This window comes from Sphingomonas sp. DC5200-1 (genome assembly GCF_049897245.1).
Lineage (GTDB): Bacteria > Pseudomonadota > Alphaproteobacteria > Sphingomonadales > Sphingomonadaceae > Sphingomonas > Sphingomonas aquatilis.
On record NZ_JAFCVW010000001.1, the window covers coordinates 643501 to 663012 of the forward strand.

The window sequence follows — 19512 nt, forward strand, 5'->3', positions numbered from 1 at the left end:
GCCTCTCCCCCTGACACAACGGGAGACGACGCATGAACCCGTACGTGACGCTGGGTGCCGCCGATACCGACGTGGCGCATGCTTTCTACGATGCCGTGCTGGCGACGATCGGCTGGTCGGCGCATGCCAGCTTTCCCGATTGGCGCGGCTATTCGGCGGGTGGCAGCGGCGACGGCCTGACGCTGTGGATCTGCAAGCCCTTCGACGGAGCGCCGGCAACCGCGGGCAACGGCACGATGATGGCGTTCGGCGCACGGACGCGCGACGAGGTCGACGCCTTTCACGCGGTGGCGATGGCGCATGGCGCGCAGGATGAGGGCGCGCCCGGCCATCGCGAGCATTACGGTCCCGATTGGTATGCGGCCTATCTGCGCGATCCGACGGGCAACAAGCTGGCCATCGTCCACAACGGCTGATCGTGCCACATTCGACAAGCCCCGCGCCGGGGCGCTAAGAGCGACGCCATGACCGCCATGACCATCCGCATCCAACGCCTACCCCATGGCGAAGGCCTTCCCCTGCCCGCTTATGCCACCGATGGCGCCGCGGGCATGGACGTCGTGGCGGCCGAGGCATTGACCCTGGCGCCCGGCGCAAGGGCGGCGGTCGCGACCGGCTTCGCGTTCGCGATTCCCGAAGGCTTCGAGGTGCAGGTGCGCCCGCGATCGGGGCTCGCGCTGAAACACGGCATCACCTGTCTCAACACGCCGGGCACGATCGACAGCGATTATCGCGGCGAAGTGAAGGTGATCCTGATCAATCTGGGCGACGCCCCGTTCCCGATCGCACGCGGCGACCGGATCGCGCAGATCGTGCCCGCCCCCGTCCAGCGCGCGGCACTGGAAAGTGTTGAAATTTTGGAGGATACTGCGCGGGGCAGCGGAGGATTCGGGTCCACCGGACGATGATGATCGCATGGTTCCTTGCAGCGCAGCTTGCCGTGGCATCGCCCGCACCGATGCCGCCGCAGGATTGGAGCACCTTGCGACCGCTGCCCTTCGCCCGGGCTGTCGATGATGGCATGACCCTGTCCGCGTTCGTGCGGAGCGAAGTGCAGGCCGGCCGATGCACCGCCGCGATCCAGACAGCCGCGGGCTGGACGCTCAAGGTCGATCTCGCGGTCTTGTTCTCCGCGGCGTCCCAGCCGCGACGCATCGTCCCCCGCGCCATCGGTTGCCCATCGGTCGAGCAATATTCCGCCGGCCTCGTGTCGAGCATGATGCGCAACGGCACGCCCGTCGGCACGGTCGATCCCGGCAACTGGTATCGCACCAGCCTGACCTTCTCATGGCCGCAATGACGCGCCGGTCGAGCCGCTCCGCGTGATCCTGTCGGACGCCGAACTCACCCGCTACGCCCGCCATATCATCCTGAAGGACGTGGGGGGCGCGGGTCAGCAGCGCTGGAAACAAGCGCACGTGCTGGTGATCGGCGCGGGGGGGATCGGCTCGCCTGCGATCCAATATCTCGCCGCCGCCGGGATCGGCACGCTGACGATCGTCGACGACGATTCGGTCGATCTGTCCAACCTGCAACGCCAGACGATCTACACGACCGGGGACATCGGCCATCGGAAGGCCGAGACCGCCGTCGCCGCCGCCCGGCGGCTCAACCCGCATGTCGAGGCGCATGCGGTGTGCCAGCGGATCGATGCCACCTCAATCGCACCCCTGGTCGCGGACGCGCACGTCGTTCTGGACGGCTGCGACAATTTCGCGACGCGGCTGGCCGTAGCGGACGCCGCTTACGCCGCACGCGTGCCGCTGGTGTCGGCGGCAATCGGCCAGTTCGACGGACAGCTCGGCGTGTTCCGTGGCTGGGAAGCGGACAAGCCCTGTTATCGCTGCTTCGTCGGCGACGATCCCGAACGCGCGGGCGTCAGTTGCTCCGAAGACGGCGTGTTGGGGCCGATGGCCGGCATGATCGGCAGCTTGGCCGCGCTCGAGGTATTGCGCGCCCTACACCCCTTTGGCACGGACGCGGCCGGCAAGCTGCTGCTCGCCGACACGCTCGACCTGCGCTTCCGTACCCTGTCGCTCCCCAAGGACCCCGGTTGCCGCACCTGCGGCGGCTGACGGATCAGCCGAGCAGCATCTGCGCGAAACTGCGCACCGCCGGGCCGATGTCCGGCCGCGCCAGCGCGAGCGCGAGGTTCGCCTGGATATAACCCGCCTTGTCCCCGCAATCGTAACGCGCGCCATCGAAGGTGAAGCCGTGGAACGGCTGCTGCCCGATCAGCTGCGCCATCGCGTCGGTCAGCTGGATCTCGCCACCTGCGCCCTTTTCCTGCCGCTCCAGGATGCGCATCACTTCCGGCTGCAGGATATAGCGGCCGGGAATCATCAGGTTGGAAGGGGCGGTGCCCTTCGCCGGCTTTTCGACCAGCGCCGTGACCTCGGTCAGCCGCCCATCGACCTTGCCCGGCGAAATGATTCCATACTTGTCCGTCTCACTGTCCGCCACTTCCAACGCACCGACGATATTGCCGCCGACCTTGTCATAGGCCGCGACCATCTGGGCGACGAAGCCCGGCGTGCCGACCATCAATTCGTCGGGCAGCAAAACCGCGAACGGCTCGTTGCCGACGATCTCGCGCGCGCACCAGACAGCGTGGCCGAGACCTAGAGGCTCCTGCTGGCGGATATAGACCGGGCTGCCCGGCTTCATGCGCGTGCCATCGACGATCTCGAGGCTCTTGCCCCGCGCGCGCATCGTGTCTTCCAGTTCGTAGGCGATGTCGAAATGGTCTTCGAGCGCGTGCTTGCCGCGGCCCGTGACGAAGATGATCTGCTCGATCCCCGCCTCGAGCGCCTCGTCCACCGCATATTGAATCAGTGGCTTGTCGACGACCGTCAGCATCTCCTTCGGCATCGCCTTGGTCGCCGGCAGGAACCGGGTGCCGAGGCCTGCGACCGGGAAAATCGCCTTGCGTACGCGCTTGATCGTCATCAGTGCCCCTAAATCCGGCATGACGCCGCAGAAAAACGGCGCCAACGTTTACTCGCTTGTTAACGGGCGCCGCACTAACCTTCGGCAATGACTACGACAAGCCGCCCCCGAACTTTGGTCATCTTCGGCACCCGCCCGGAAGCGATCAAATTGTTCCCGGTCGTCCAGGCGCTGCAACAGGTCGATGGCATGGACGTCGTCACCTGCGTGACCGCGCAGCATCGGGGCTTGCTCGATCAGGTGCTGGCGATCGCAGGCCTCACCCCGGATGTCGACCTCGACCTCATGGAGCCGGGCCAGTCGCTCGACCGGCTGACCGCGCGCCTCCTGACCGCGCTGGGCGAGGTAATGGATCGCGTCGCCCCCAACCGCGTCATCGTCCAGGGCGATACCGCGACCGCCATGGTGGGAGCGCTGGCAGCCTATTATCGCAAGATTCCCGTCGCGCACGTCGAGGCCGGGCTACGCTCCGGCAATATCTATCATCCCTGGCCCGAAGAGGTGAACCGTCGCATCGTCGCGCCGATCGCCGACCTGCACTTCGCGCCGACCGAGACGGCGGCGGCAGCGTTGGCGCGCGAGAATGTGACGGAGGGCGTCCATGTCACGGGCAACACCGTGATCGACGCGCTGCACTGGACGCGCGCGCGCATCACCAAACAGCCGGACCTCGCCAGCGATCTTGCCACCCTGCTCGCGCGCTTCGCCGGCAAGCGGATCGTATTGGTCACGACGCATCGCCGCGAGAATTTCGGCGATGGCATGGCGGCGATCGGGCGGGCGATCGCGCGGATTGCGGAACGGCCGGATGTCGCCGTGCTTTTTCCGATGCACCCCAATCCCAATGTCGCGGCCGTCATGGACGCCATTTTGCCCGCCGCCCCGAACGTCGCGCGGATCGCGCCGCTCGATTATCCGCATTTCATCCGCGCGCTCGACGCCTGCACGATCGCACTGACCGACTCGGGCGGCGTGCAGGAGGAAGCACCCGCACTCGGCAAACCCGCGCTGGTGATGCGCGACACGACCGAGCGGCCGGAAGGGGTTGCGGCGGGCACCGCGCGCCTCGTCGGCACCGACGAAGCGCGCATCGTTTCCGAAGTGTTCACCCTTCTCGACGACAAGGCGGCCTATACCGCCATGGCCCGCGCCCACAATCCGTTCGGCGACGGTCATGCCAGCAGCCGGATCGCAAGGATCATCGCCGATGGTTTCGGACTCTGAATTGAAGGTCGTCGTCCTGGGGCTGGGCTATATTGGCTTGCCCACCGCCGCCGTGATCGCGCGCACCGGCGCGCGCGTGCTGGGCGTCGACGTCACGCCATCGGTGGTCGAGACGGTCAATTCGGGCCGCGTGCATATCGAGGAGGTTGACTTGGACGGCCTCGTCTCCGGCGTGGTCGCCCGCGGATCGCTGCGCGCCTCGCTGACGATCGAGCCGGCGGACGTCTTCGTCATCGCGGTGCCGACGCCCTTCGCGGACGATCACGCGCCCGACATCCGCTTCGTGCTCGACGCGGCGACGACGATCGCCGCCGTGCTGAAAGCGGGCGATACGGTAATCCTCGAATCGACGTCGCCGGTCGGGACGACCGAGCGAGTCCGCGACCTGCTCGCCCAATTGCGCCCCGACCTGCGCGTGCCCGGCCGCGCCGGCGAAGCCGCCGACGTCGCCATCGCCTATTGCCCGGAACGCGTGCTGCCCGGCCGCATTCTCGTCGAACTCATCGACAACGATCGCGTGATCGGCGGCATCACCCCGCGCTGCGCCCGCAAGGCGCTGACCTTCTACCGCCGCTTCGTCCGCGGTGCGTGCGTCACCACCAATGCCCGCGCGGCGGAGATGACGAAGCTCACCGAAAACGCCTTCCGCGACGTCAATATCGCCTTCGCCAACGAACTGAGCCTCGTCGCCGATACGATGGGCGTCGACGTGTGGGAGGTGATCCGCCTCGCCAACCGCCATCCGCGCGTCAATATCCTGCAACCCGGCCCCGGCGTGGGCGGCCATTGCATCGCGGTCGATCCCTGGTTCCTGGTCCATGCCGATCCCGCCAACACGCCGCTGATCCGCACCGCGCGGCTGGTCAACGACGGCAAGACCGATCACGTCATCGCCCAGGCCGCGGCGCTGATCGAGGCGCATCCCGGCGCGCCGGTGGCGTGCCTGGGCCTCGCGTTCAAGGCGAATATCGACGACTTCCGCGAGAGCCCGGCGCTCCGCGTCGCGCAGGCGCTCAGCGAACGGTTCGGTGCGCGCGTGAGGATCGTCGAACCCTATGCCGACCGCCTGCCCCCCGCGCTGGAAGCCCATGGCGCGACGCTGATCGACATCGACGCGGCCATCGATGCCTGCCCGATCATGATCGTGCTGGTCGATCATGACGTGTTCCGATCAGTGCCGCTGGAGGAGCGCGCCGACAAGCTGGTGCTCGATACACGCGGCATCTGGCCGGACCAGCCCGCCCCCCGATCGGCGCGCGACGCGCTCCGCCTCGCCGGGTAGGCACCGCCCGTCAGGCGCGGTTCAGGGTGTTGCCGCCACCGATGCGGCGCCCTATCTGCCCTGCCTGCTCGACTGACGGGATTTCATGCTCAAAAAGTTGCTTCAGGGGCGCCGCGCGGCGGCCGCTCCCACTCCTGCGATCCCGGATGGCGAACGCGTCTATGCGGTGGGCGATATCCATGGCTGCGACGACCAGCTGAGCCGCCTGCTCACCGCGATCGACGCGGACGACGCGGCGCGCGGGCGCACGCGAACGACGTTGATCTTCCTCGGCGACTTGGTCGATCGCGGCCCGGCCTCGGCGGGTGTCATCGAGCGGCTGTACCGCCTGGCCGCAGACCGCCCCGCCACCCGGTTCCTGCTCGGCAATCACGAAGAGGTGTTCCTCGACGCGCTGAAGGGCGACCCCAAGGCGCTGCGCATGTTCTGCCGCATCGGCGGGCGCGAGACGATCCTGAGCTACGGCGTCGATTCCACCGAATACGACCGAATGGACTATGACGAGCTGCATCAGGCGATGCAGCGCCATGTGCCGGCCGAGCATCAGGCGTTCTTCGAGCGATTCGAAGACCTGATCGTCATCGGCGACTATGCCTTCGTCCACGCCGGCGTCCGCCCCGATACCGATCTGTCGGCCCAGCGCAGTGCCGACCTGCGCTGGATTCGCAAGCCGTTCCTCGATCACAACGGCCCGCTGGAAAAGGTGATCGTCCACGGCCACACGATCAGCGAAGACTTGGACGTGCAGGGCTATCGCATCGGCGTCGATACGGGCGCCTACCAGACCGGCCGACTGACCGCGCTGGGACTGGAGGGCACCGAGCGCTGGACCGTGCAGGTCGGCTGACGGGCTGAAGGGATACTCTGGCCCGGTCAGGCGTTGTTGGCGCGGCATATGGGGGGGGTCATGCCGGACCGACCCCTGCTATGACCGCGGAGACGGCATCATCCGGTGTCGTATGAAATGCTGTCCGCGAGCGTAAACGGCCGGCGTGAGTGGTTGTCTTGTTTACCTGTTTATGGCAGGGCGACCGTGACGAACATGAAGAGGGAGTTTTTATGCGTCTTGGGAAGTATCTGATGGCCGCTGCGGCCGCGACGATGGCTGTTGCTCCGGCGGTTGCCGCTCCGGCGAACCCGGCGGCGAGCCTGTCGGTCGCCAAGTCGATCCGCACCGGTTCGGTGTCGGGCAAGAAGAACGAGCTGGCCGGTGGCGGCATCCTGATCGCCGTTCTGGCGGTCGCTGCCGTGGCTGCTGGCATCGTCGTCGTCGCTGACGACAACAGCGGCAAGGCCGACAGCAACTAAGTTGCTGTGACAACTTCGGTTGGGAAATAGCGGTCTTCGGGCCGCTATTTTTTTGCCCGCCGTCTGCCGCCCGGTTCGCGGCTAGTGCGTGATGACATGGCGTTCATCCCCCTTCTCCGTTCGCCCTGAGCCTGTTGAAAGGCAGGGCGCCACAGGCGAGGTCGGCGCTTGCGGGCACCTGTGCTTCGACAGTGAGCCAGGTGAAATCATCCCCCGGATGGTTTCAGCCGAGCCTGGGGGGCTCGGCGGCCTGCTCACCAGCACGACCGGTTCTATATGTCATCCGGCTCTAGCCCATGGCGGCGGGTTATCGTGATGATGTGAGTACGCGCCCTTCCCGGTTGCTCCTGCCCCGCGCGCCCGCTAACCGGGCGACTTGATGCAAGCCTCCGATCACAGCCCCGCCGCCCAGCTTCCGGGCGGCGCCGTTTTTCCGCACCGGCACCTGACCGGCATCGACGGCCTTCAGCCGCATGAGATCGCCTTTCTGCTCGACGAAGCGGAAACCTGGATCGCGGCGAACCGCAACCATGCGGCGCCCGACAAGCGCCTCGACGGCCTGACGCAGATCAACGCCTTCTTTGAAAACAGCACGCGCACGCTGCTCAGCTTCGAAATCGCGGGCAAGCGCCTGGGTGCGGACGTCGTCAACATGCACGCCGCGCAATCAAGCGTGAAGAAGGGCGAAACGCTGATCGACACCGCGCAGACGCTGAACGCCATGCGCGCCGACGTGATCGTCATCCGCCACATGGCGAGCGGCGCGGTGCGGCTGATCGCGGATAAGGTCGACTGCCCGGTGCTCAACGCCGGCGACGGTCGCCACGAACATCCGACGCAGGCGCTGCTCGACGCGCTGACCATCCGCCGCCGCCGCGGCAGCATCGCCGGCCAGCGCGTGGTGATCTGCGGCGATGTGCTGCACAGCCGCGTCGCGCGATCGAACATCCTCGCGCTCACCGCGCTCGCCGCAGAGGTCCGCGTCTGCGCACCCTCGACGCTGATGCCCAGGGCGATCGAGCGGATGGGCGTCACCCCCTTCACCGATTTCGACAAGGCGCTGGTCGGCGCCGACGTCGTCATGATGCTGCGCGTCCAGAACGAGCGGATGGCAGGCGATTATATTCCGTCGAGCCGCGAATATCGGCTCCGCTACGGCCTGACGCCGGAGCGAATCGCACAGCTGCCCGACGCGTTGGTCATGCACCCCGGCCCCATGAACCGCGGTGTCGAGATCGATTCGAGCGTCGCGGACGGGCCGCAATCGGCGATTACCGAACAGGTGGAGATGGGGGTGGCGGTGCGCATGGCCTGCCTCGACGTCCTCACCCGCCGCGCGCGCAAGGTGGAGGGCTGGGCATGAGCGTGATCGGCTTCATCAACGCCCGCCTCGCCTGCCCCACCGGCGGCGTCCGCGACGGCAGCCTGCTGGTCCGCGACGGCGCGATCGTCGCCAGCGGTACGATCGACGTGCCCGCCGATGCGACGATCGTCGATTGCGGCGGCAAGACGCTCAGCCCCGGTATCGTCGACCTCGGCGTATTCCGCATCGATCGCGCCGCCTTCCGGGCGGGCGGCATCGTCCGCGTCGCGCTGATGCCGGATGGCAATCCGGTGCTGGACGATCCCGGCATCGTCCAGCGCGCCGCACTGATCGGCAAGCCCGACCTGTGGATTCACCCCATCGCCGCGGCAACGCGCGGTCTGGCCGGGGCCGAGATGGCGGAAATGGCGATCTGCGCCTCCGCGGGCGCGCGTGCGGTCGGCACGGGTCGCGGCTGGATCGCCGATTCGGGCGTCATGCTGCGCGTTCTCGCCTACGCGCGTGACCTCGACATCGCCGTCGTCGCCCATGCCGAGGATGGCGCATTGACCGCGGGCGCCGTCGCGACCGATGGCGAGACGGCGACGCGGCACGGCCTGCCCGCCGCCCCCGCGATCGCCGAAGCCTTGGCCGTCGCGCGTGACCTGATGCTGGCGGAGGAAACCGGCGCCCGGCTGCACATCCGGCAGGCGACCACCGCTGCGGCCTTCGACCTGATCCGCGCCGCCAAGCGCCGCGGGGTCCGCGTCACCTGCGGCATCACGCCCGCCCATCTGCATCTGTCGGATATCGCGATGAGCGATTTCCGTACCTACGCCCATGTCTCCCCGCCGCTGCGCAGCGAGAGCGACCGGCAGGCCGCCCGCGCCGCGATCGCGGACGGGACGATCGACGTGCTGTGCTCGGGCCACGATCCGCACGGCCCGGAGGCCAAGCGCCTTCCCTTCGTCGATTCGGCGGCCGGCATGGCGGGCGCGGAGACGTTGCTGCCGCTGGGGCTCATGCTGGTACGCGACGGGCTGCTGCCGCTCGAACGGCTGCTGGCGATGCTGTCGGTCAACCCTGCGCGCGTGCTGGGACTGGAGACGGGCACGCTAGCCGCCGGGCAGCCGGCGGACCTGATGCTGTTCGATCCGGAAACGCCGTGGCAGGTCGATGGCACCGCCTTCGCCTCCGAAGGCAACACACCCTTCGACGGCCTGCCCGTACAGGGCCGCGTGCTCCGCGTGTGGAAGGGCGGACGCGAGATCGCCTAGGCGACCCGCGCGCTCCGCTTGCCCGTCAGCGCGACGCCAATTGCACCGGCGTGCGCAGCCATTGCGCGATGCGATCCCCCGCCTCGCGGCGGACGAAGCAGGCGCCGCCCTTGGCGCGATAGGCGCGGCACATCTGCACCGCCGCATCGCGGGTAAAGCCACCCACCGACAGACGGTACAGCGACCCCTGTTCGGCGGCGAAGCGCGCGCCCGTCGGCTGATGACCGGACAGCGAGGCGAAACGGCGCGTCGCATTGGCCCAGCCAGACCGGGCCACCGCCGGGTTGCTGAACGCACCCAATTGGACGAACCAGTCGCCCGCCGGCGCGGAGCGGACGAGCGGCGTCGCCGCAGGCACGTCCTGCACCACATGGCGCTGACCGCTGGCGGCAAGTGCCAGCTTGGCGGGGGTGGCATCGGCGCGGATCAGCATCGTCGGCGCTGGCTGCACCGCATCGTGCTGCGGTGGGAGGTCGACCTTTGCGAATTGGACCACCGGTGCGGGCGCCTCAGCGGCAACCGGCGTGGGCGTCTCGACCGCGGCCGTCTGCACCGGCGCATCCGGGATCGGCGTCACCGGCGTCGGCGCGTTGAGCGCCAGCGCCACCGGCCGGCCCGTATCGGCAACCGGCCGCACGCCGAGCAGGCTCGCGACCTGATCGGGCGCGCCCTTCGGCTGGGTGAAGGCGGCCCATTGCTCCATGCGCGCGTCGAGATCGGCGGACGACATATCCGCCGCCGCGGCGATCCGGGCCATGTCCCAGCGCCCGGCGAGCGCATAGCTCAACGCGAGGTTCTGGCGGATCTTCGCGGTCGCGCCCGGCGCGCGCGCCGCAGCGTCGAGGATCGTGATCGCGCCCGCCGGATTGCCGGCCAGCGCCGTGGCGAGGCCCAGGTCGGCCGCGGGGATATCCTTGGCATGGGCATCCAGCGTCGCGCGCGCCGCAGACCAGTCGCCCGTCGCGATCTGCGCGAGCGCGAGGTTGAGCGCGGCCTTGCCGTTGCCCGGCATCAGGTCGACGACATCGGCAAAGGTGTCGCGTGCCGAAGCGAAGCGCCCAGCCTGCAGATAGCCCTGGCCGAGCAGCATGCGATAGCCCGCGTCGCGCGGTGCCTGCGATACCGCGCTCTCAGCATAGGCAACTGCAGACGGGTCCCGCGTCGCCAGCGCGCGCGCGGCCTTTTCGGCGTCGCGATGCGCCGCCTTGGCGGTACGCGCCGCCGCGCGGTCGCTCGCCTTGGCAAGGTGATTGCCCGTCGCGGTGCAGCCGACCATCGTGCCGCCGAGCACGAGCGCGGACAGGCCGAGCGACAGGATGAGACGCGGTGTCATCGGATAAACCCCCAGTGTTTCGCGACCCTGGTGCGGTGCGGCCGGGTCATGGCCGAGTCCTTGCGCGCGACAATTGCGCGACGAGCGTATCGACCTCGGGCACCGCGACGAGCAGCGCGTCGAGGGCGTCGGTCAGCAGATCCTGTGCGGATCGATCGGTGATGGCGCTCGCCAGCCGCAGCCGCAGATGCCGATCGGCATCGATGCGCAACGCCAGGGCCGCCTGCCCTTCGGTTGGCGTCTCGCGCCGGATGCGCTGGGCTGCGGCAAGGGATACCTCGGCAACGGCGGCGGGTCGGCCGATTTGCGCCTCGAGCAGGTCGCGCTGGACGAGCACGGGTGGAACGCTGTCTGCCGCCCCCATGTCGTTCCAGCCGAGGTCATCGCTCTGGCTGGGGGGAAAGCTCATCAGCGCGCCGCTGCGCATCGCCGGCCGCGCCTGTCCCTTGCGGGCGAGCAGGCCGGACGACAAGGCCGCCATCGGCTTGGGCGAAGCGGTCACGCGATCAGCCCCCGATCACCCGGCGACCGAAGCCACCACCCGCCGGACGCGCGCCGAAACCGGCATGGCCCGACGCATTCGGCACGCTGAACACGGTCCGGCGGAAATTCTTTTCCAGCCGGTCGGCGACAAACGTCCACAATTCCGTGATCTCTGCCGCGGATCGTCCGTCCGGGTCGACCTCCATCACGGTTCGGCCATCGATCATCGATGCCGCGAAATCGGTGCGCTGGTGAATGGTGGTGGGGGCGACGGTGCCGTGCTGCGACAGCGCGATCGCGGCCTCGCTGGTGATCCGGGCATGCGGCGTCGCGCCGTTGATGACGAACACCACCGGCTTCCCCGCCCGCTCGCACAGATCGACGGTGGCACCCACGGCGCGCAGATCGTGCGGGCTGGGCCGCGTCGGCACGACGACGAGCTCGACGACGGCGATGACGCTCTGGATCGCCATGGTGATCGCCGGCGGCGTATCGATCAGCGCCAGCTTGAATCCCTGCTGCCGCAAGACTTCCAGGTCGGCCTGCAACCGCGCGACCGTGGTCTGCGCGAAGGCGGGAAAGTCGGCGGTCCGCTCGTTCCACCATTCGGACAGGCTGCCCTGCGGGTCGATGTCGATCAGCACGACGGGACCATTGCCGGCCATCTGCGCCTGCACGGCGAGATGCCCCGACAAGGTCGTCTTGCCCGACCCACCCTTTTGCGATGCCACCGCGAGGACGCGCATAGCTTCCCTTCGAACCGTCCAAATCTGTCGCGATACCTGTCAGATCGAGGCTAAGAACCGGTTAATGGGACGATGTGCGGCGATCCCACTTTGCCTTGCGCGGTCTGGCGGGGCATGGTGGCGGCAACACGGGATCAAAAAGGGCAGCGGAATGCGGAACTTCGGTGGACTCGCACGCGCGGCGCTGGCGGCGGGCATGGCGCTCGCCACGCCGGCGGGCGCGCAGAGCGTCAAGGCGGGCGTCGACGCCTGGGGTCGCGGCGATTACGACGGTGCGGTGGCCCAATGGCGCGGGCCTGCGGTGGCGGGCGACGCCGATGCGCAGTTCAACCTCGGCCAGGCGTATAAACTCGGCCGCGGCGTGCCGGTCGATCCGGCGCTCGCGGAAAGCTGGTTCCGCAAGGCGGCGCTCCAGGGCCATTTTCAGGCGCAGGACAATTATGGGCTCGCGCTATTTCAGTCGGGCCGCAAGGCCGAGGCTGCGCCGTGGCTGGAAAAATCGGTCGCCCGCGGCGAGCCGCGCGGGCAGCTGGTGCTCGGCACGATGCTGTTCAACGGCGACGGCGTGCCGCGCGATTATCCCCGCGCGTATGCGCTGATGACGCTGGCCTCACAGGCCGGTCTGAAGGCCGCGTCGGAAACGCTGGCGCAGATGGACCAGTACATCACCCCGGCCGACCGCGAGCGCGGCACGGCGCTGGCCCAGCGATATCGCGACGAGCTGCGCAATGCGCCGCCTGCCGCCCAGCGCAACACCGCCGTGGCGACGACCAGCGTGCCGCCGTCCCGCACGGTCGAAACGCCCCGGCCCGCCAAGACGCCGCCGCGCAAGCCGGAAGACGTCATCCCGCCGCACCAGCGCTCGCCCGATCGCCCGGTCAACGACCGGATCGCACCGCATGAGCCGATCCGCAAAACGCCGGCCGCCGCCGCTACCCCCGCCGCCATGGGCGGATCGTGGAAAATCCAGCTCGGCGCGTTCAGCACACAGGCGAATGCCAGCACGCAATGGGCACGCGTCCGCGGCAAGCTGGGCGGCGCGCAGCCCGTCTACGCGAAGGCGGGCAACGTGATCCGGCTGCAGGCCAGCGGCTTCGCCAACAAGGCCGCGGCGCAAAAGGCATGCGCGGCATCGAGCGTGTCCTGCGTGGTGGTGGCGCCCTAACCTCGGCGAGGTTCGAGGCATCCCCCTCCCCGTCACCCCGGACTCGTTCCGGGTGACGGGGTGGATGCGGATCGTCGCCTACGCCGCCCAATCCTTCCGCGCATAGCCCTGTGCGTAGAGCAACGCGCTCAAATCCCCATGATCCACCCGTGCCGCGGCCGCGGCGGCGACGATCGGCTTGGCATGATAGGCCACGCCCAGCCCCGCCGCGCCGATCATCGCAAGATCGTTCGCGCCGTCCCCCACCGCCAGGCTCAGCGCGGGGTCGATCCCCCGCTCCGCAATCGCGGCACGCAGCGTCTCCTCCTTGGTCGCCGACCCCACGATCGGCTTGGCAACCGTGCCCGTCAGCCGGCCGTTCTCGATCAACAGCACGTTGGCAATCGCGCGATCGAAGCCGATGTCCGCCGCCACCGGCTCGGCGAACCGCGTGAAGCCGCCCGACACCAGCACCGCATGCCCGCCCTGCGCGCGCATCGTCCGCACCAGTGCCTTGGCACCCGGCATGATCGTCACCCGCTCGGCAAGGCATTGCGCGATCACGTCTTCGCTCAGCCCTTTTAGCAGCGCGACGCGGGCGTCCAGTGCCCCTTCGAAGTCGAGCTCGCCGCGCATCGCCGCCTCGGTGACGGCGGACACCTCCGCCTTGATCCCGGCATAGTCCGCGAGTTCATCGATGCATTCGACGGTAATCATCGTCGAATCCATGTCGGCGACGAGCAGCGCTTTCCGCCGCGAGGCGGTCGGTTGAACGATAACGTCGGTGGCGGCAAACGCGCCCTCCAGCGCCCCGCGCCCCGCTGCCGCATCACGGGCGAACGGGACATCCGCCGCGACGCCCTCGTCGAGCCACGCCGCCGCGCCGGGCGCACATCCCGCCGCCGCCAGCCGGTCGACTGCGGCCGACAGGTCGCCTCGCGTCAGCGCTTCGCCTATGAGCGTCGCCGTGAACATGTCCGTCTCCCACCCCAAACCGAGCGTCGCGCTCATCGCAGGGCCGACCGCCAGCGGCAAGTCCGCTGCGGCGATCCGGATCGCCGAGCGCCACGACGGCGTCGTCATCAATGCCGACGCGAGCCAGGTCTACGCCGACCTCCGAATCCTCACCGCCCGCCCCGATGCCGCGGAAGAGGCGCGCGTGCCACATCGCCTGTTCGGTCATGTCGATGGTGCCGACGCGCGTTATTCCGCCGCGCGCTGGGCGGACGAGGCGCGCGCCGCGATCGACGCGGTCCACGCCGAGGGCCGTCTGCCCATCCTGGTCGGCGGCACCGGCCTGTACATGCGCACCTTGCTCGACGGCATCGCGCCCGTGCCGCCGATCGACCCCGCCATCCGCGCCGACGTGCGCGGCCTACCGGTGGCCGAGGCGCATCGTCTGCTCGCGCAGGAAGACCCCGCCGCCGCCGCCCGCCTTGCCCCCGCCGACACGACGCGGGTGGCGCGCGCGCTGGAAGTGAAGCGCGCGACCGGCCGGCCGCTCGCACATTGGCAGGCGCAGCGGGTCGGCGGCATCGGCGACCGCATCCGGCTCGCCGCCGGGATCCTGCTCCCCGACCGTTCGTCGCTGTTCGACCGGATCGACGCCCGCTGCGCGACGATGTTCGCCAACGGCGCCATCGAAGAAGTCGCCACGCTGCTCGCACGTAAAGACCTGCCCGCCGACGCGCCGATCCGTCGCGCGATCGGGGTGCCGCCGATCGGCGAATATCTGCGCGATGCCACCTCGCGCGATGCTGCACTGGCGCAGGTTCAGCTCGACACACGGCGCTACGCGAAGCGGCAATATACGTGGTTTCGCCATCAACCGCCCGACGATTGGCGCATCGCGACAGAATCGAATGAAATCGATGTCGCCATAGCAAGTTTATTATAGAAAAGGGTTGACCCCCCCGGCCCGTCCGGCTACCCGCGCCGCACCAAACGCAATTCTGGTGGAGACGAACCGTGGGCGAAAAGAGCGGAGCAGACATCCTGGTCGAGGCGCTGTGCGATCTCGGCGTGGAGGTCGTGTTCGGCTACCCCGGCGGGGCGGTCTTGCCGATCTACGACGCGATGTTCCGGGCGAACGCCAATGGCACGCGGATCAAGCACATCCTCGTCCGCCACGAACAGGCGGCGACGCATGCGGCGGAAGGCTATGCCCGCTCGACCGGCAAGCCCGGCGTCGTCCTCGTCACCTCCGGCCCCGGCGCGACCAATGCGGTCACCGGCATCACCGACGCTTTGCTCGATTCGATCCCGATGGTCGTCATCACCGGCCAGGTTCCGACCGGGCTGATCGGCACTGATGCGTTCCAAGAAGCGGACACGGTCGGCATCACGCGTCACTGCACCAAGCACAATTATCTGGTGAAGGACCCGGCAAAGCTGGGCCCGACGATCCACGAGGCGTTCCATATCGCGACCAGCGGCCGTCCCGGCCCCGTTGTCGTCGACATTCCCAAGGACGTCCAGGTCGCGACCGCGCGCTACACCAAGCCCGGCCCGATCCAGCACAAGACTTATCGTCCGCGCGTCAAGGCACCGCAGAGCGAGATCGAGCAGGTCGTCGACATGCTCGCCGCGGCGGAACGCCCGATCCTCTACACCGGTGGCGGCGTCATCAATTCGGGTCCGGCGGCGTCGCAGCTGCTGATCGAGCTCGCCCGCATCTCGGGGGCACCCGTCACCTCGACGCTGATGGGCCTCGGCGCCTTCCCCGCTTCGTCGCAGCAGTTCCTCGGCATGCTCGGCATGCACGGGACCTATGAGGCGAATATGGCGATGAACCAGGCCGATCTGGTGATCGCGATCGGCAGCCGCTTCGACGATCGCGTCACCGGCCGCCTCGACGCGTTCAGCCCGAACAGCCGCAAGGTTCATATCGACATCGACCGGTCGAGCGTGAACAAGAACGTCCGCGTCGACCTCGCCGTCATCGCCGACGCCGGCCATGCGATGGAGGACATGGTCCGCATCTGGAAGGCGCGCCAGCACCCCAAGCCCGACACCACCGATTGGTGGCGCCGCATCGCCGGCTGGCGCGCGGTCGGTTGCCTCGACTTCCCGGAAACCGCCAGCGACATCATGCCGCAGCGCGCGATCCGCGCCTTGTGGGAGGCGACGCACGCCCGCAATCCGATCATCACGACCGAGGTCGGCCAGCATCAGATGTGGGCGGCACAGCACTTCGGCTTCGAAAAGCCGAACAAGTGGCTGACCAGCGGCGGCCTCGGTACGATGGGCTATGGCCTGCCCGCCGCGATCGGCGCGCAGCTCGGCAACCCCAATGCCCTGGTCATCGACATCGCCGGTGAAGCCAGCATCCAGATGAACATCCAGGAACTGGCGACGGCGACGCAATATCGCCTGCCGGTCAAGATCTTCATCCTCAACAACGAATATATGGGCATGGTCCGCCAGTGGCAGGAACTGACCTATGAAAGCCGCTATGCCGAAAGCTATTCGGACAGCCTGCCCGACTTCGTGAAGCTCGGCGAAGCCTATGGCTGGAAGGGCATCTTGATCGACCGCCGCGACCAGCTGGAGGACGGCATCCAGGCGATGCTCGACCATGACGGCCCGGTGATCGTCGACTGCCGCGTCGCGAAGCTCGCCAATTGCTTCCCGATGATCCCGAGCGGCGCCGCGCACACCGACATGATCCTGCAGGCCAATGAGGTCAGCGGCACGATGGACGACGAGGCGAAAGCGCTGGTTTGACCCTTTATTCCTCCCCGGCACGGGGAGGGGGACCATGCGGAGCATGGTGGAGGGGGAGTGCGGCAAGCGATGGCGCTGGTGGAGGGCCCCCTCCACCACTCGCTACGCGAGCGGTCCCCCTCCCCGTTCCGGGGAGGAATTTGACTTGCACATCAAGACCGAAGCCACCGAACGCCACACCCTGGCGGTCATCGTCGACAATGAACCCGGCATCCTCGCGCGGATCGCGGGCCTGTTCACCGCACGCGGCTATAACATCGAAAGCCTGACGGTCAGCGAGATCACCGCCGACAAGACGGTCAGCCGCATCACCATCGTCACCAGCGCCTCGCCGGCGACGATGGAACAGATCATCGCCCAGCTCGATCGGCTGGTGCCCGTCCACAAGGTGACCGACCTCACCGCGCAGGGCGCGCACGTCGAACGCGAGCTCGCGCTGGTGAAGGTCGCGGGCAGCGGCGATCACCGGATCGAGGCGCTGCGCCTCGCCGACGTGTACCGCGCCCGCGTGGTCGATGCGACGACGACCAGCTTCGTGTTCGAAGTGACGGGTTCGATCGAGAAGATCGACAAGTTCGTCGAGCTGATGGGCGAAGTCGGCCTGATCGAGGTCGCCCGCACCGGTATCGTCGCCATCGCCCGCGGCAAAGAGGCGGCGTAAGTTTCACCACCCGTTCCCCACAACCCTCCCGTCACCCCGGACGTGATCCGGGGTCCCGCTTCTCCAACTGGCGGGACAACAGCGGGACCCCGGCTGAGGGCCGGGGCGACGAAAGGAAGTACTATGAAGGTCTATTACGATCGCGACGCCGATCTGAACCTGATCACCGACAAGAAGATCGCCATCGTCGGCTATGGGTCGCAGGGCCACGCGCATGCGCAGAACCTGCGCGACAGCGGCGTCAAGGACGTGGCGATCGCGCTGCGCGAAGGGTCGGCGACCGCCAAGAAGGCGATCGACGCCGGCTTCAAGGTGCTGTCGAACAAGGAAGCGGCGGCGTGGGCCGACATCGTCATGATCCTGGCGCCCGACGAGCATCAGGCGGCGATCTGGGACGCGGACCTCAAGGGCAATATGAAGCCCGGCGCGGCGCTCGCCTTCGCGCACGGCCTCAACGTGCATTTCGGCCTGATCGAGCCGCCCGCGGACATCGACGTCATCATGATCGCGCCCAAGGGCCCCGGCCACACCGTGCGCAGCGAATACGTCCGCGGCGGCGGCGTGCCCTGCCTGATCGCGATCCATCAGGACGCCAGCGGCAATGCGCATGACGTCGCGCTCGCCTATGCCTCGGGCGTCGGCGGCGGCCGGTCGGGCATCATCGAAACCAACTTCCGCGAGGAATGCGAAACCGACCTGTTCGGCGAGCAGGCCGTGCTGTGCGGCGGCATCACCCACCTGATCCAGGCGGGTTTCGAAACGCTGACCGAGGCGGGCTACGCCCCCGAAATGGCCTATTTCGAATGCCTCCACGAAACCAAGCTGATCGTCGACCTGCTGTATGAGGGCGGCATCGCCAACATGCGCTATTCGATCAGCAACACCGCCGAATATGGCGATATCGTCACCGGCCCGCGGATCATCACCGAAGAGACGAAGAAGGAAATGAAGCGCGTGCTCGCCGACATCCAGTCGGGCCGCTTCGTCAAGAACTTCGTCCTCGACAACCGCGCCGGCCAGCCCGAGCTGAAGGCCAGCCGCAAGCAGGCCGCCGCGCATCCGATCGAAAAGGTCGGCACGGAACTGCGCGCGATGATGCCCTGGATCGGAGCCAACAAGCTGGTCGACAAGGCGAAGAACTAAGCGATCCTGTAAATCCTCCCCCGCAAGGGGGAGGGGGACCGTTCGGCGCCAGCCGAATGGTGGAGGGGGAGGACGGCGACGCCCGTCCAGCCGAGGCGTGTCGCTTCCCTCCCCCTCCGTCACGGCATCGCCGTGCCACCTCCCCCTGGCGGGGGAGGACTAGGACCGCCAAGCGCGCAACCAACCGTTTCCGAACCGGCACTTTCCCACTGCGCAGCGTTATGGTCAAACCTGGAACGATTGTTCCAAGGGAGACCCACCACATGCGCCTGATCCTCGCTGCCGTCCTGGCCGCTGCCGCCGTGCCCGCCATCGCGCAGGCCCCCGCCGGCCTGCCCGGCTCGCCGAACGCCGCCGCCGTGACCGCCGGCACCTATGCCGTCGATCCCGCACACACGCAGGTGACGTGGACGCTCAACCACATGGGCTTCAGCATGCTGTCCGGCCAGTTCGGCGCCGAAGGCGGCTCGCTGACCATCGATCCCAAGCGCCCCGCCGCGGCGAAGCTCGACGTCACCTTCGCGATCAACAAGCTGTCGACCACGTCGGAACAGTTCAAGCATCATCTGGAATCGAAGGACTTCTTCGACGCCGCCACCTACCCGACCGCGCGCTTCGTCTCGACCTCGGTCGTCGCCAACGGCAATCGCGCCAAGATCACCGGCAACCTGACGATCAAGAACGTCACCAAGCCGGTGACGATCGATGCGACCTTCGTCGGTGCGGGCACGAACCCGATGAGCAAGAAGCTGAACTTTGGCTTCCGCGGCACCGCGATGATCAAGCGCAGCGATTTCGGCCTCGGCTATGCGCTCCCCGTCGTCGCCGACGACGTGAAGCTCGACATCAACGCCGCGTTTACCGCGCAATAAAATGGCCGTGCGTGCGGGATGGCCTGAAACTTTTCCGCACGCACCGCCCGTTTGGCGGGTG

The 19512-nt window shown here is 68.1% G+C and carries 21 protein-coding genes; 16 read left to right on the forward strand and 5 right to left on the reverse strand.

All coding sequences use genetic code 11. The annotated features are described in order from the left end of the window. Positions 1-32: 32 nt before the first annotated feature. Genes ACP7A3_RS02995 through ACP7A3_RS03010 form a run of 4 tightly spaced genes read left to right on the forward strand, consistent with a single transcriptional unit; the run spans position 33 to position 2075 of the window. Positions 33-416, forward strand: a complete 384-nt coding sequence (locus ACP7A3_RS02995; RefSeq protein ID WP_426254915.1) for a VOC family protein — start codon at positions 33-35, stop codon at positions 414-416. A gap of 48 nt (positions 417-464) precedes the next feature. Next, on the forward strand, positions 465-908 hold the full coding sequence (gene dut, locus ACP7A3_RS03000; RefSeq protein ID WP_294214820.1) for a dUTP diphosphatase: 444 nt from the start codon (positions 465-467) through the stop codon (positions 906-908). Further along, complete coding sequence (locus ACP7A3_RS03005; RefSeq protein ID WP_426254916.1) at positions 905-1300, forward strand: hypothetical protein; 396 nt, start codon at positions 905-907, stop codon at positions 1298-1300. The genes dut and ACP7A3_RS03005 overlap by 4 nt, the downstream gene beginning before the upstream one ends. A gap of 22 nt (positions 1301-1322) precedes the next feature. Next, the gene (locus ACP7A3_RS03010) at positions 1323-2075 is read left to right on the forward strand and encodes a HesA/MoeB/ThiF family protein (RefSeq protein WP_426254917.1); all 753 of its coding nucleotides are present in this window, start codon (positions 1323-1325) and stop codon (positions 2073-2075) included. 4 nt (positions 2076-2079) lie between these two features. Here the strand turns inward: ACP7A3_RS03010 and galU are convergent, their stop codons facing one another. Next, positions 2080-2949, reverse strand: a complete 870-nt coding sequence (gene galU / locus ACP7A3_RS03015; RefSeq protein WP_017978382.1) for a UTP--glucose-1-phosphate uridylyltransferase GalU — start codon at positions 2947-2949, stop codon at positions 2080-2082. 87 nt (positions 2950-3036) lie between these two features. Between galU and wecB the strand changes: the two genes are divergently transcribed. The 6 genes from wecB to ACP7A3_RS03045 all read left to right on the forward strand — a co-directional run bounded on the left by wecB (position 3037) and on the right by ACP7A3_RS03045 (position 9343). Then, positions 3037-4173: a non-hydrolyzing UDP-N-acetylglucosamine 2-epimerase gene (wecB, locus tag ACP7A3_RS03020; RefSeq protein ID WP_426254918.1), complete on the forward strand. Its 1137-nt coding sequence runs from the start codon at positions 3037-3039 to the stop codon at positions 4171-4173. Next, positions 4157-5455, forward strand: a complete 1299-nt coding sequence (gene wecC, locus ACP7A3_RS03025) for a UDP-N-acetyl-D-mannosamine dehydrogenase (protein WP_426254919.1) — start codon at positions 4157-4159, stop codon at positions 5453-5455. Before wecB ends, wecC begins: the two co-directional genes overlap by 17 nt. A gap of 85 nt (positions 5456-5540) precedes the next feature. Then, positions 5541-6302, forward strand: a complete 762-nt coding sequence (locus ACP7A3_RS03030) for a metallophosphoesterase family protein (RefSeq protein WP_426254920.1) — start codon at positions 5541-5543, stop codon at positions 6300-6302. A 212-nt stretch (positions 6303-6514) separates the two neighbouring features. Next, positions 6515-6763 (forward strand): hypothetical protein, encoded by a 249-nt coding sequence (locus tag ACP7A3_RS03035; RefSeq protein WP_426254921.1) that lies wholly within the window; start codon positions 6515-6517, stop codon positions 6761-6763. Between the two features lie 379 nt (positions 6764-7142). Next, complete coding sequence (locus tag ACP7A3_RS03040) at positions 7143-8126, forward strand: aspartate carbamoyltransferase catalytic subunit (RefSeq protein WP_426254922.1); 984 nt, start codon at positions 7143-7145, stop codon at positions 8124-8126. Continuing rightward, a complete protein-coding gene (locus tag ACP7A3_RS03045) occupies positions 8123-9343 on the forward strand; it encodes a dihydroorotase (protein WP_426254923.1) in 1221 nt (406 codons plus the stop codon). Before ACP7A3_RS03040 ends, ACP7A3_RS03045 begins: the two co-directional genes overlap by 4 nt. 25 nt (positions 9344-9368) lie before the next feature. Here ACP7A3_RS03045 and ACP7A3_RS03050 read toward each other — a convergent pair whose 3' ends face one another. Genes ACP7A3_RS03050 through ACP7A3_RS03060 form a run of 3 tightly spaced genes read right to left on the reverse strand, consistent with a single transcriptional unit; the run spans position 9369 to position 11905 of the window. Further along, entirely contained in the window at positions 9369-10676 is a 1308-nt protein-coding gene (locus ACP7A3_RS03050) for an SPOR domain-containing protein (protein ID WP_426254924.1), read from the reverse strand. A gap of 46 nt (positions 10677-10722) precedes the next feature. Further along, positions 10723-11157: a hypothetical protein gene (locus ACP7A3_RS03055; RefSeq protein WP_426254959.1), complete on the reverse strand. Its 435-nt coding sequence runs from the start codon at positions 11155-11157 to the stop codon at positions 10723-10725. A gap of 25 nt (positions 11158-11182) precedes the next feature. Next, positions 11183-11905, reverse strand: a complete 723-nt coding sequence (locus ACP7A3_RS03060; RefSeq protein ID WP_043059038.1) for a ParA family protein — start codon at positions 11903-11905, stop codon at positions 11183-11185. A 151-nt stretch (positions 11906-12056) separates the two neighbouring features. Here ACP7A3_RS03060 and ACP7A3_RS03065 point away from each other — a divergent pair, with 151 nt between their 5' ends. Beyond that, positions 12057-13070, forward strand: coding sequence for an SPOR domain-containing protein (locus tag ACP7A3_RS03065; protein ID WP_426254925.1), 1014 nt, complete (start codon positions 12057-12059; stop codon positions 13068-13070). Between the two features lie 78 nt (positions 13071-13148). On the opposite strand, the gene serB is transcribed toward ACP7A3_RS03065, so the two are convergent. Beyond that, the gene (serB, locus tag ACP7A3_RS03070) at positions 13149-14024 is read right to left on the reverse strand and encodes a phosphoserine phosphatase SerB (RefSeq protein WP_426254926.1); all 876 of its coding nucleotides are present in this window, start codon (positions 14022-14024) and stop codon (positions 13149-13151) included. Here serB and miaA point away from each other — a divergent pair. The 5 genes from miaA to ACP7A3_RS03095 all read left to right on the forward strand — a co-directional run bounded on the left by miaA (position 14023) and on the right by ACP7A3_RS03095 (position 19451). Beyond that, complete coding sequence (miaA, locus tag ACP7A3_RS03075; RefSeq protein WP_426254960.1) at positions 14023-14946, forward strand: tRNA (adenosine(37)-N6)-dimethylallyltransferase MiaA; 924 nt, start codon at positions 14023-14025, stop codon at positions 14944-14946. The genes serB and miaA overlap by 2 nt on opposite strands. Positions 14947-15017: 71 nt before the next feature. Continuing rightward, a complete protein-coding gene (gene ilvB / locus ACP7A3_RS03080; protein WP_294315961.1) occupies positions 15018-16775 on the forward strand; it encodes a biosynthetic-type acetolactate synthase large subunit in 1758 nt (585 codons plus the stop codon). Positions 16776-16920: 145 nt separating this feature from the next. Continuing rightward, positions 16921-17436 (forward strand): acetolactate synthase small subunit, encoded by a 516-nt coding sequence (gene ilvN / locus ACP7A3_RS03085; protein ID WP_017978368.1) that lies wholly within the window; start codon positions 16921-16923, stop codon positions 17434-17436. Between the two features lie 123 nt (positions 17437-17559). Further along, the gene (gene ilvC, locus ACP7A3_RS03090; protein ID WP_017978367.1) at positions 17560-18579 is read left to right on the forward strand and encodes a ketol-acid reductoisomerase; all 1020 of its coding nucleotides are present in this window, start codon (positions 17560-17562) and stop codon (positions 18577-18579) included. 263 nt (positions 18580-18842) lie between these two features. Beyond that, positions 18843-19451, forward strand: a complete 609-nt coding sequence (locus ACP7A3_RS03095) for a YceI family protein (RefSeq protein WP_017978366.1) — start codon at positions 18843-18845, stop codon at positions 19449-19451. Positions 19452-19512: the final 61 nt, after the last annotated feature.

What these genes read in the sequence shown, in the direction of transcription:
- ilvC (WP_017978367.1), top strand. Translation starts at nt 17,560, where the DNA reads ATGAAGGTCTATTACGATCGCGACGCCGATCTGAACCTGATCACCGAC.
- ACP7A3_RS03095 (WP_017978366.1), top strand. Translation starts at nt 18,843, where the DNA reads ATGCGCCTGATCCTCGCTGCCGTCCTGGCCGCTGCCGCCGTGCCCGCC.
- ACP7A3_RS02995 (WP_426254915.1), top strand. Translation starts at nt 33, where the DNA reads ATGAACCCGTACGTGACGCTGGGTGCCGCCGATACCGACGTGGCGCAT.
- dut (WP_294214820.1), top strand. Translation starts at nt 465, where the DNA reads ATGACCGCCATGACCATCCGCATCCAACGCCTACCCCATGGCGAAGGC.
- ACP7A3_RS03030 (WP_426254920.1), top strand. Translation starts at nt 5,541, where the DNA reads ATGCTCAAAAAGTTGCTTCAGGGGCGCCGCGCGGCGGCCGCTCCCACT.
- ACP7A3_RS03040 (WP_426254922.1), top strand. Translation starts at nt 7,143, where the DNA reads ATGCAAGCCTCCGATCACAGCCCCGCCGCCCAGCTTCCGGGCGGCGCC.
- wecB (WP_426254918.1), top strand. Translation starts at nt 3,037, where the DNA reads ATGACTACGACAAGCCGCCCCCGAACTTTGGTCATCTTCGGCACCCGC.
- ACP7A3_RS03045 (WP_426254923.1), top strand. Translation starts at nt 8,123, where the DNA reads ATGAGCGTGATCGGCTTCATCAACGCCCGCCTCGCCTGCCCCACCGGC.
- ACP7A3_RS03060 (WP_043059038.1), bottom strand. Translation starts at nt 11,905, where the DNA reads ATGCGCGTCCTCGCGGTGGCATCGCAAAAGGGTGGGTCGGGCAAGACG.
- miaA (WP_426254960.1), top strand. Translation starts at nt 14,023, where the DNA reads ATGTCCGTCTCCCACCCCAAACCGAGCGTCGCGCTCATCGCAGGGCCG.
- wecC (WP_426254919.1), top strand. Translation starts at nt 4,157, where the DNA reads ATGGTTTCGGACTCTGAATTGAAGGTCGTCGTCCTGGGGCTGGGCTAT.
- ACP7A3_RS03005 (WP_426254916.1), top strand. Translation starts at nt 905, where the DNA reads ATGATGATCGCATGGTTCCTTGCAGCGCAGCTTGCCGTGGCATCGCCC.
- ACP7A3_RS03055 (WP_426254959.1), bottom strand. Translation starts at nt 11,157, where the DNA reads ATGGCGGCCTTGTCGTCCGGCCTGCTCGCCCGCAAGGGACAGGCGCGG.
- ACP7A3_RS03065 (WP_426254925.1), top strand. Translation starts at nt 12,057, where the DNA reads ATGCGGAACTTCGGTGGACTCGCACGCGCGGCGCTGGCGGCGGGCATG.
- serB (WP_426254926.1), bottom strand. Translation starts at nt 14,024, where the DNA reads ATGTTCACGGCGACGCTCATAGGCGAAGCGCTGACGCGAGGCGACCTG.
- ACP7A3_RS03035 (WP_426254921.1), top strand. Translation starts at nt 6,515, where the DNA reads ATGCGTCTTGGGAAGTATCTGATGGCCGCTGCGGCCGCGACGATGGCT.
- galU (WP_017978382.1), bottom strand. Translation starts at nt 2,949, where the DNA reads ATGACGATCAAGCGCGTACGCAAGGCGATTTTCCCGGTCGCAGGCCTC.
- ACP7A3_RS03050 (WP_426254924.1), bottom strand. Translation starts at nt 10,676, where the DNA reads ATGACACCGCGTCTCATCCTGTCGCTCGGCCTGTCCGCGCTCGTGCTC.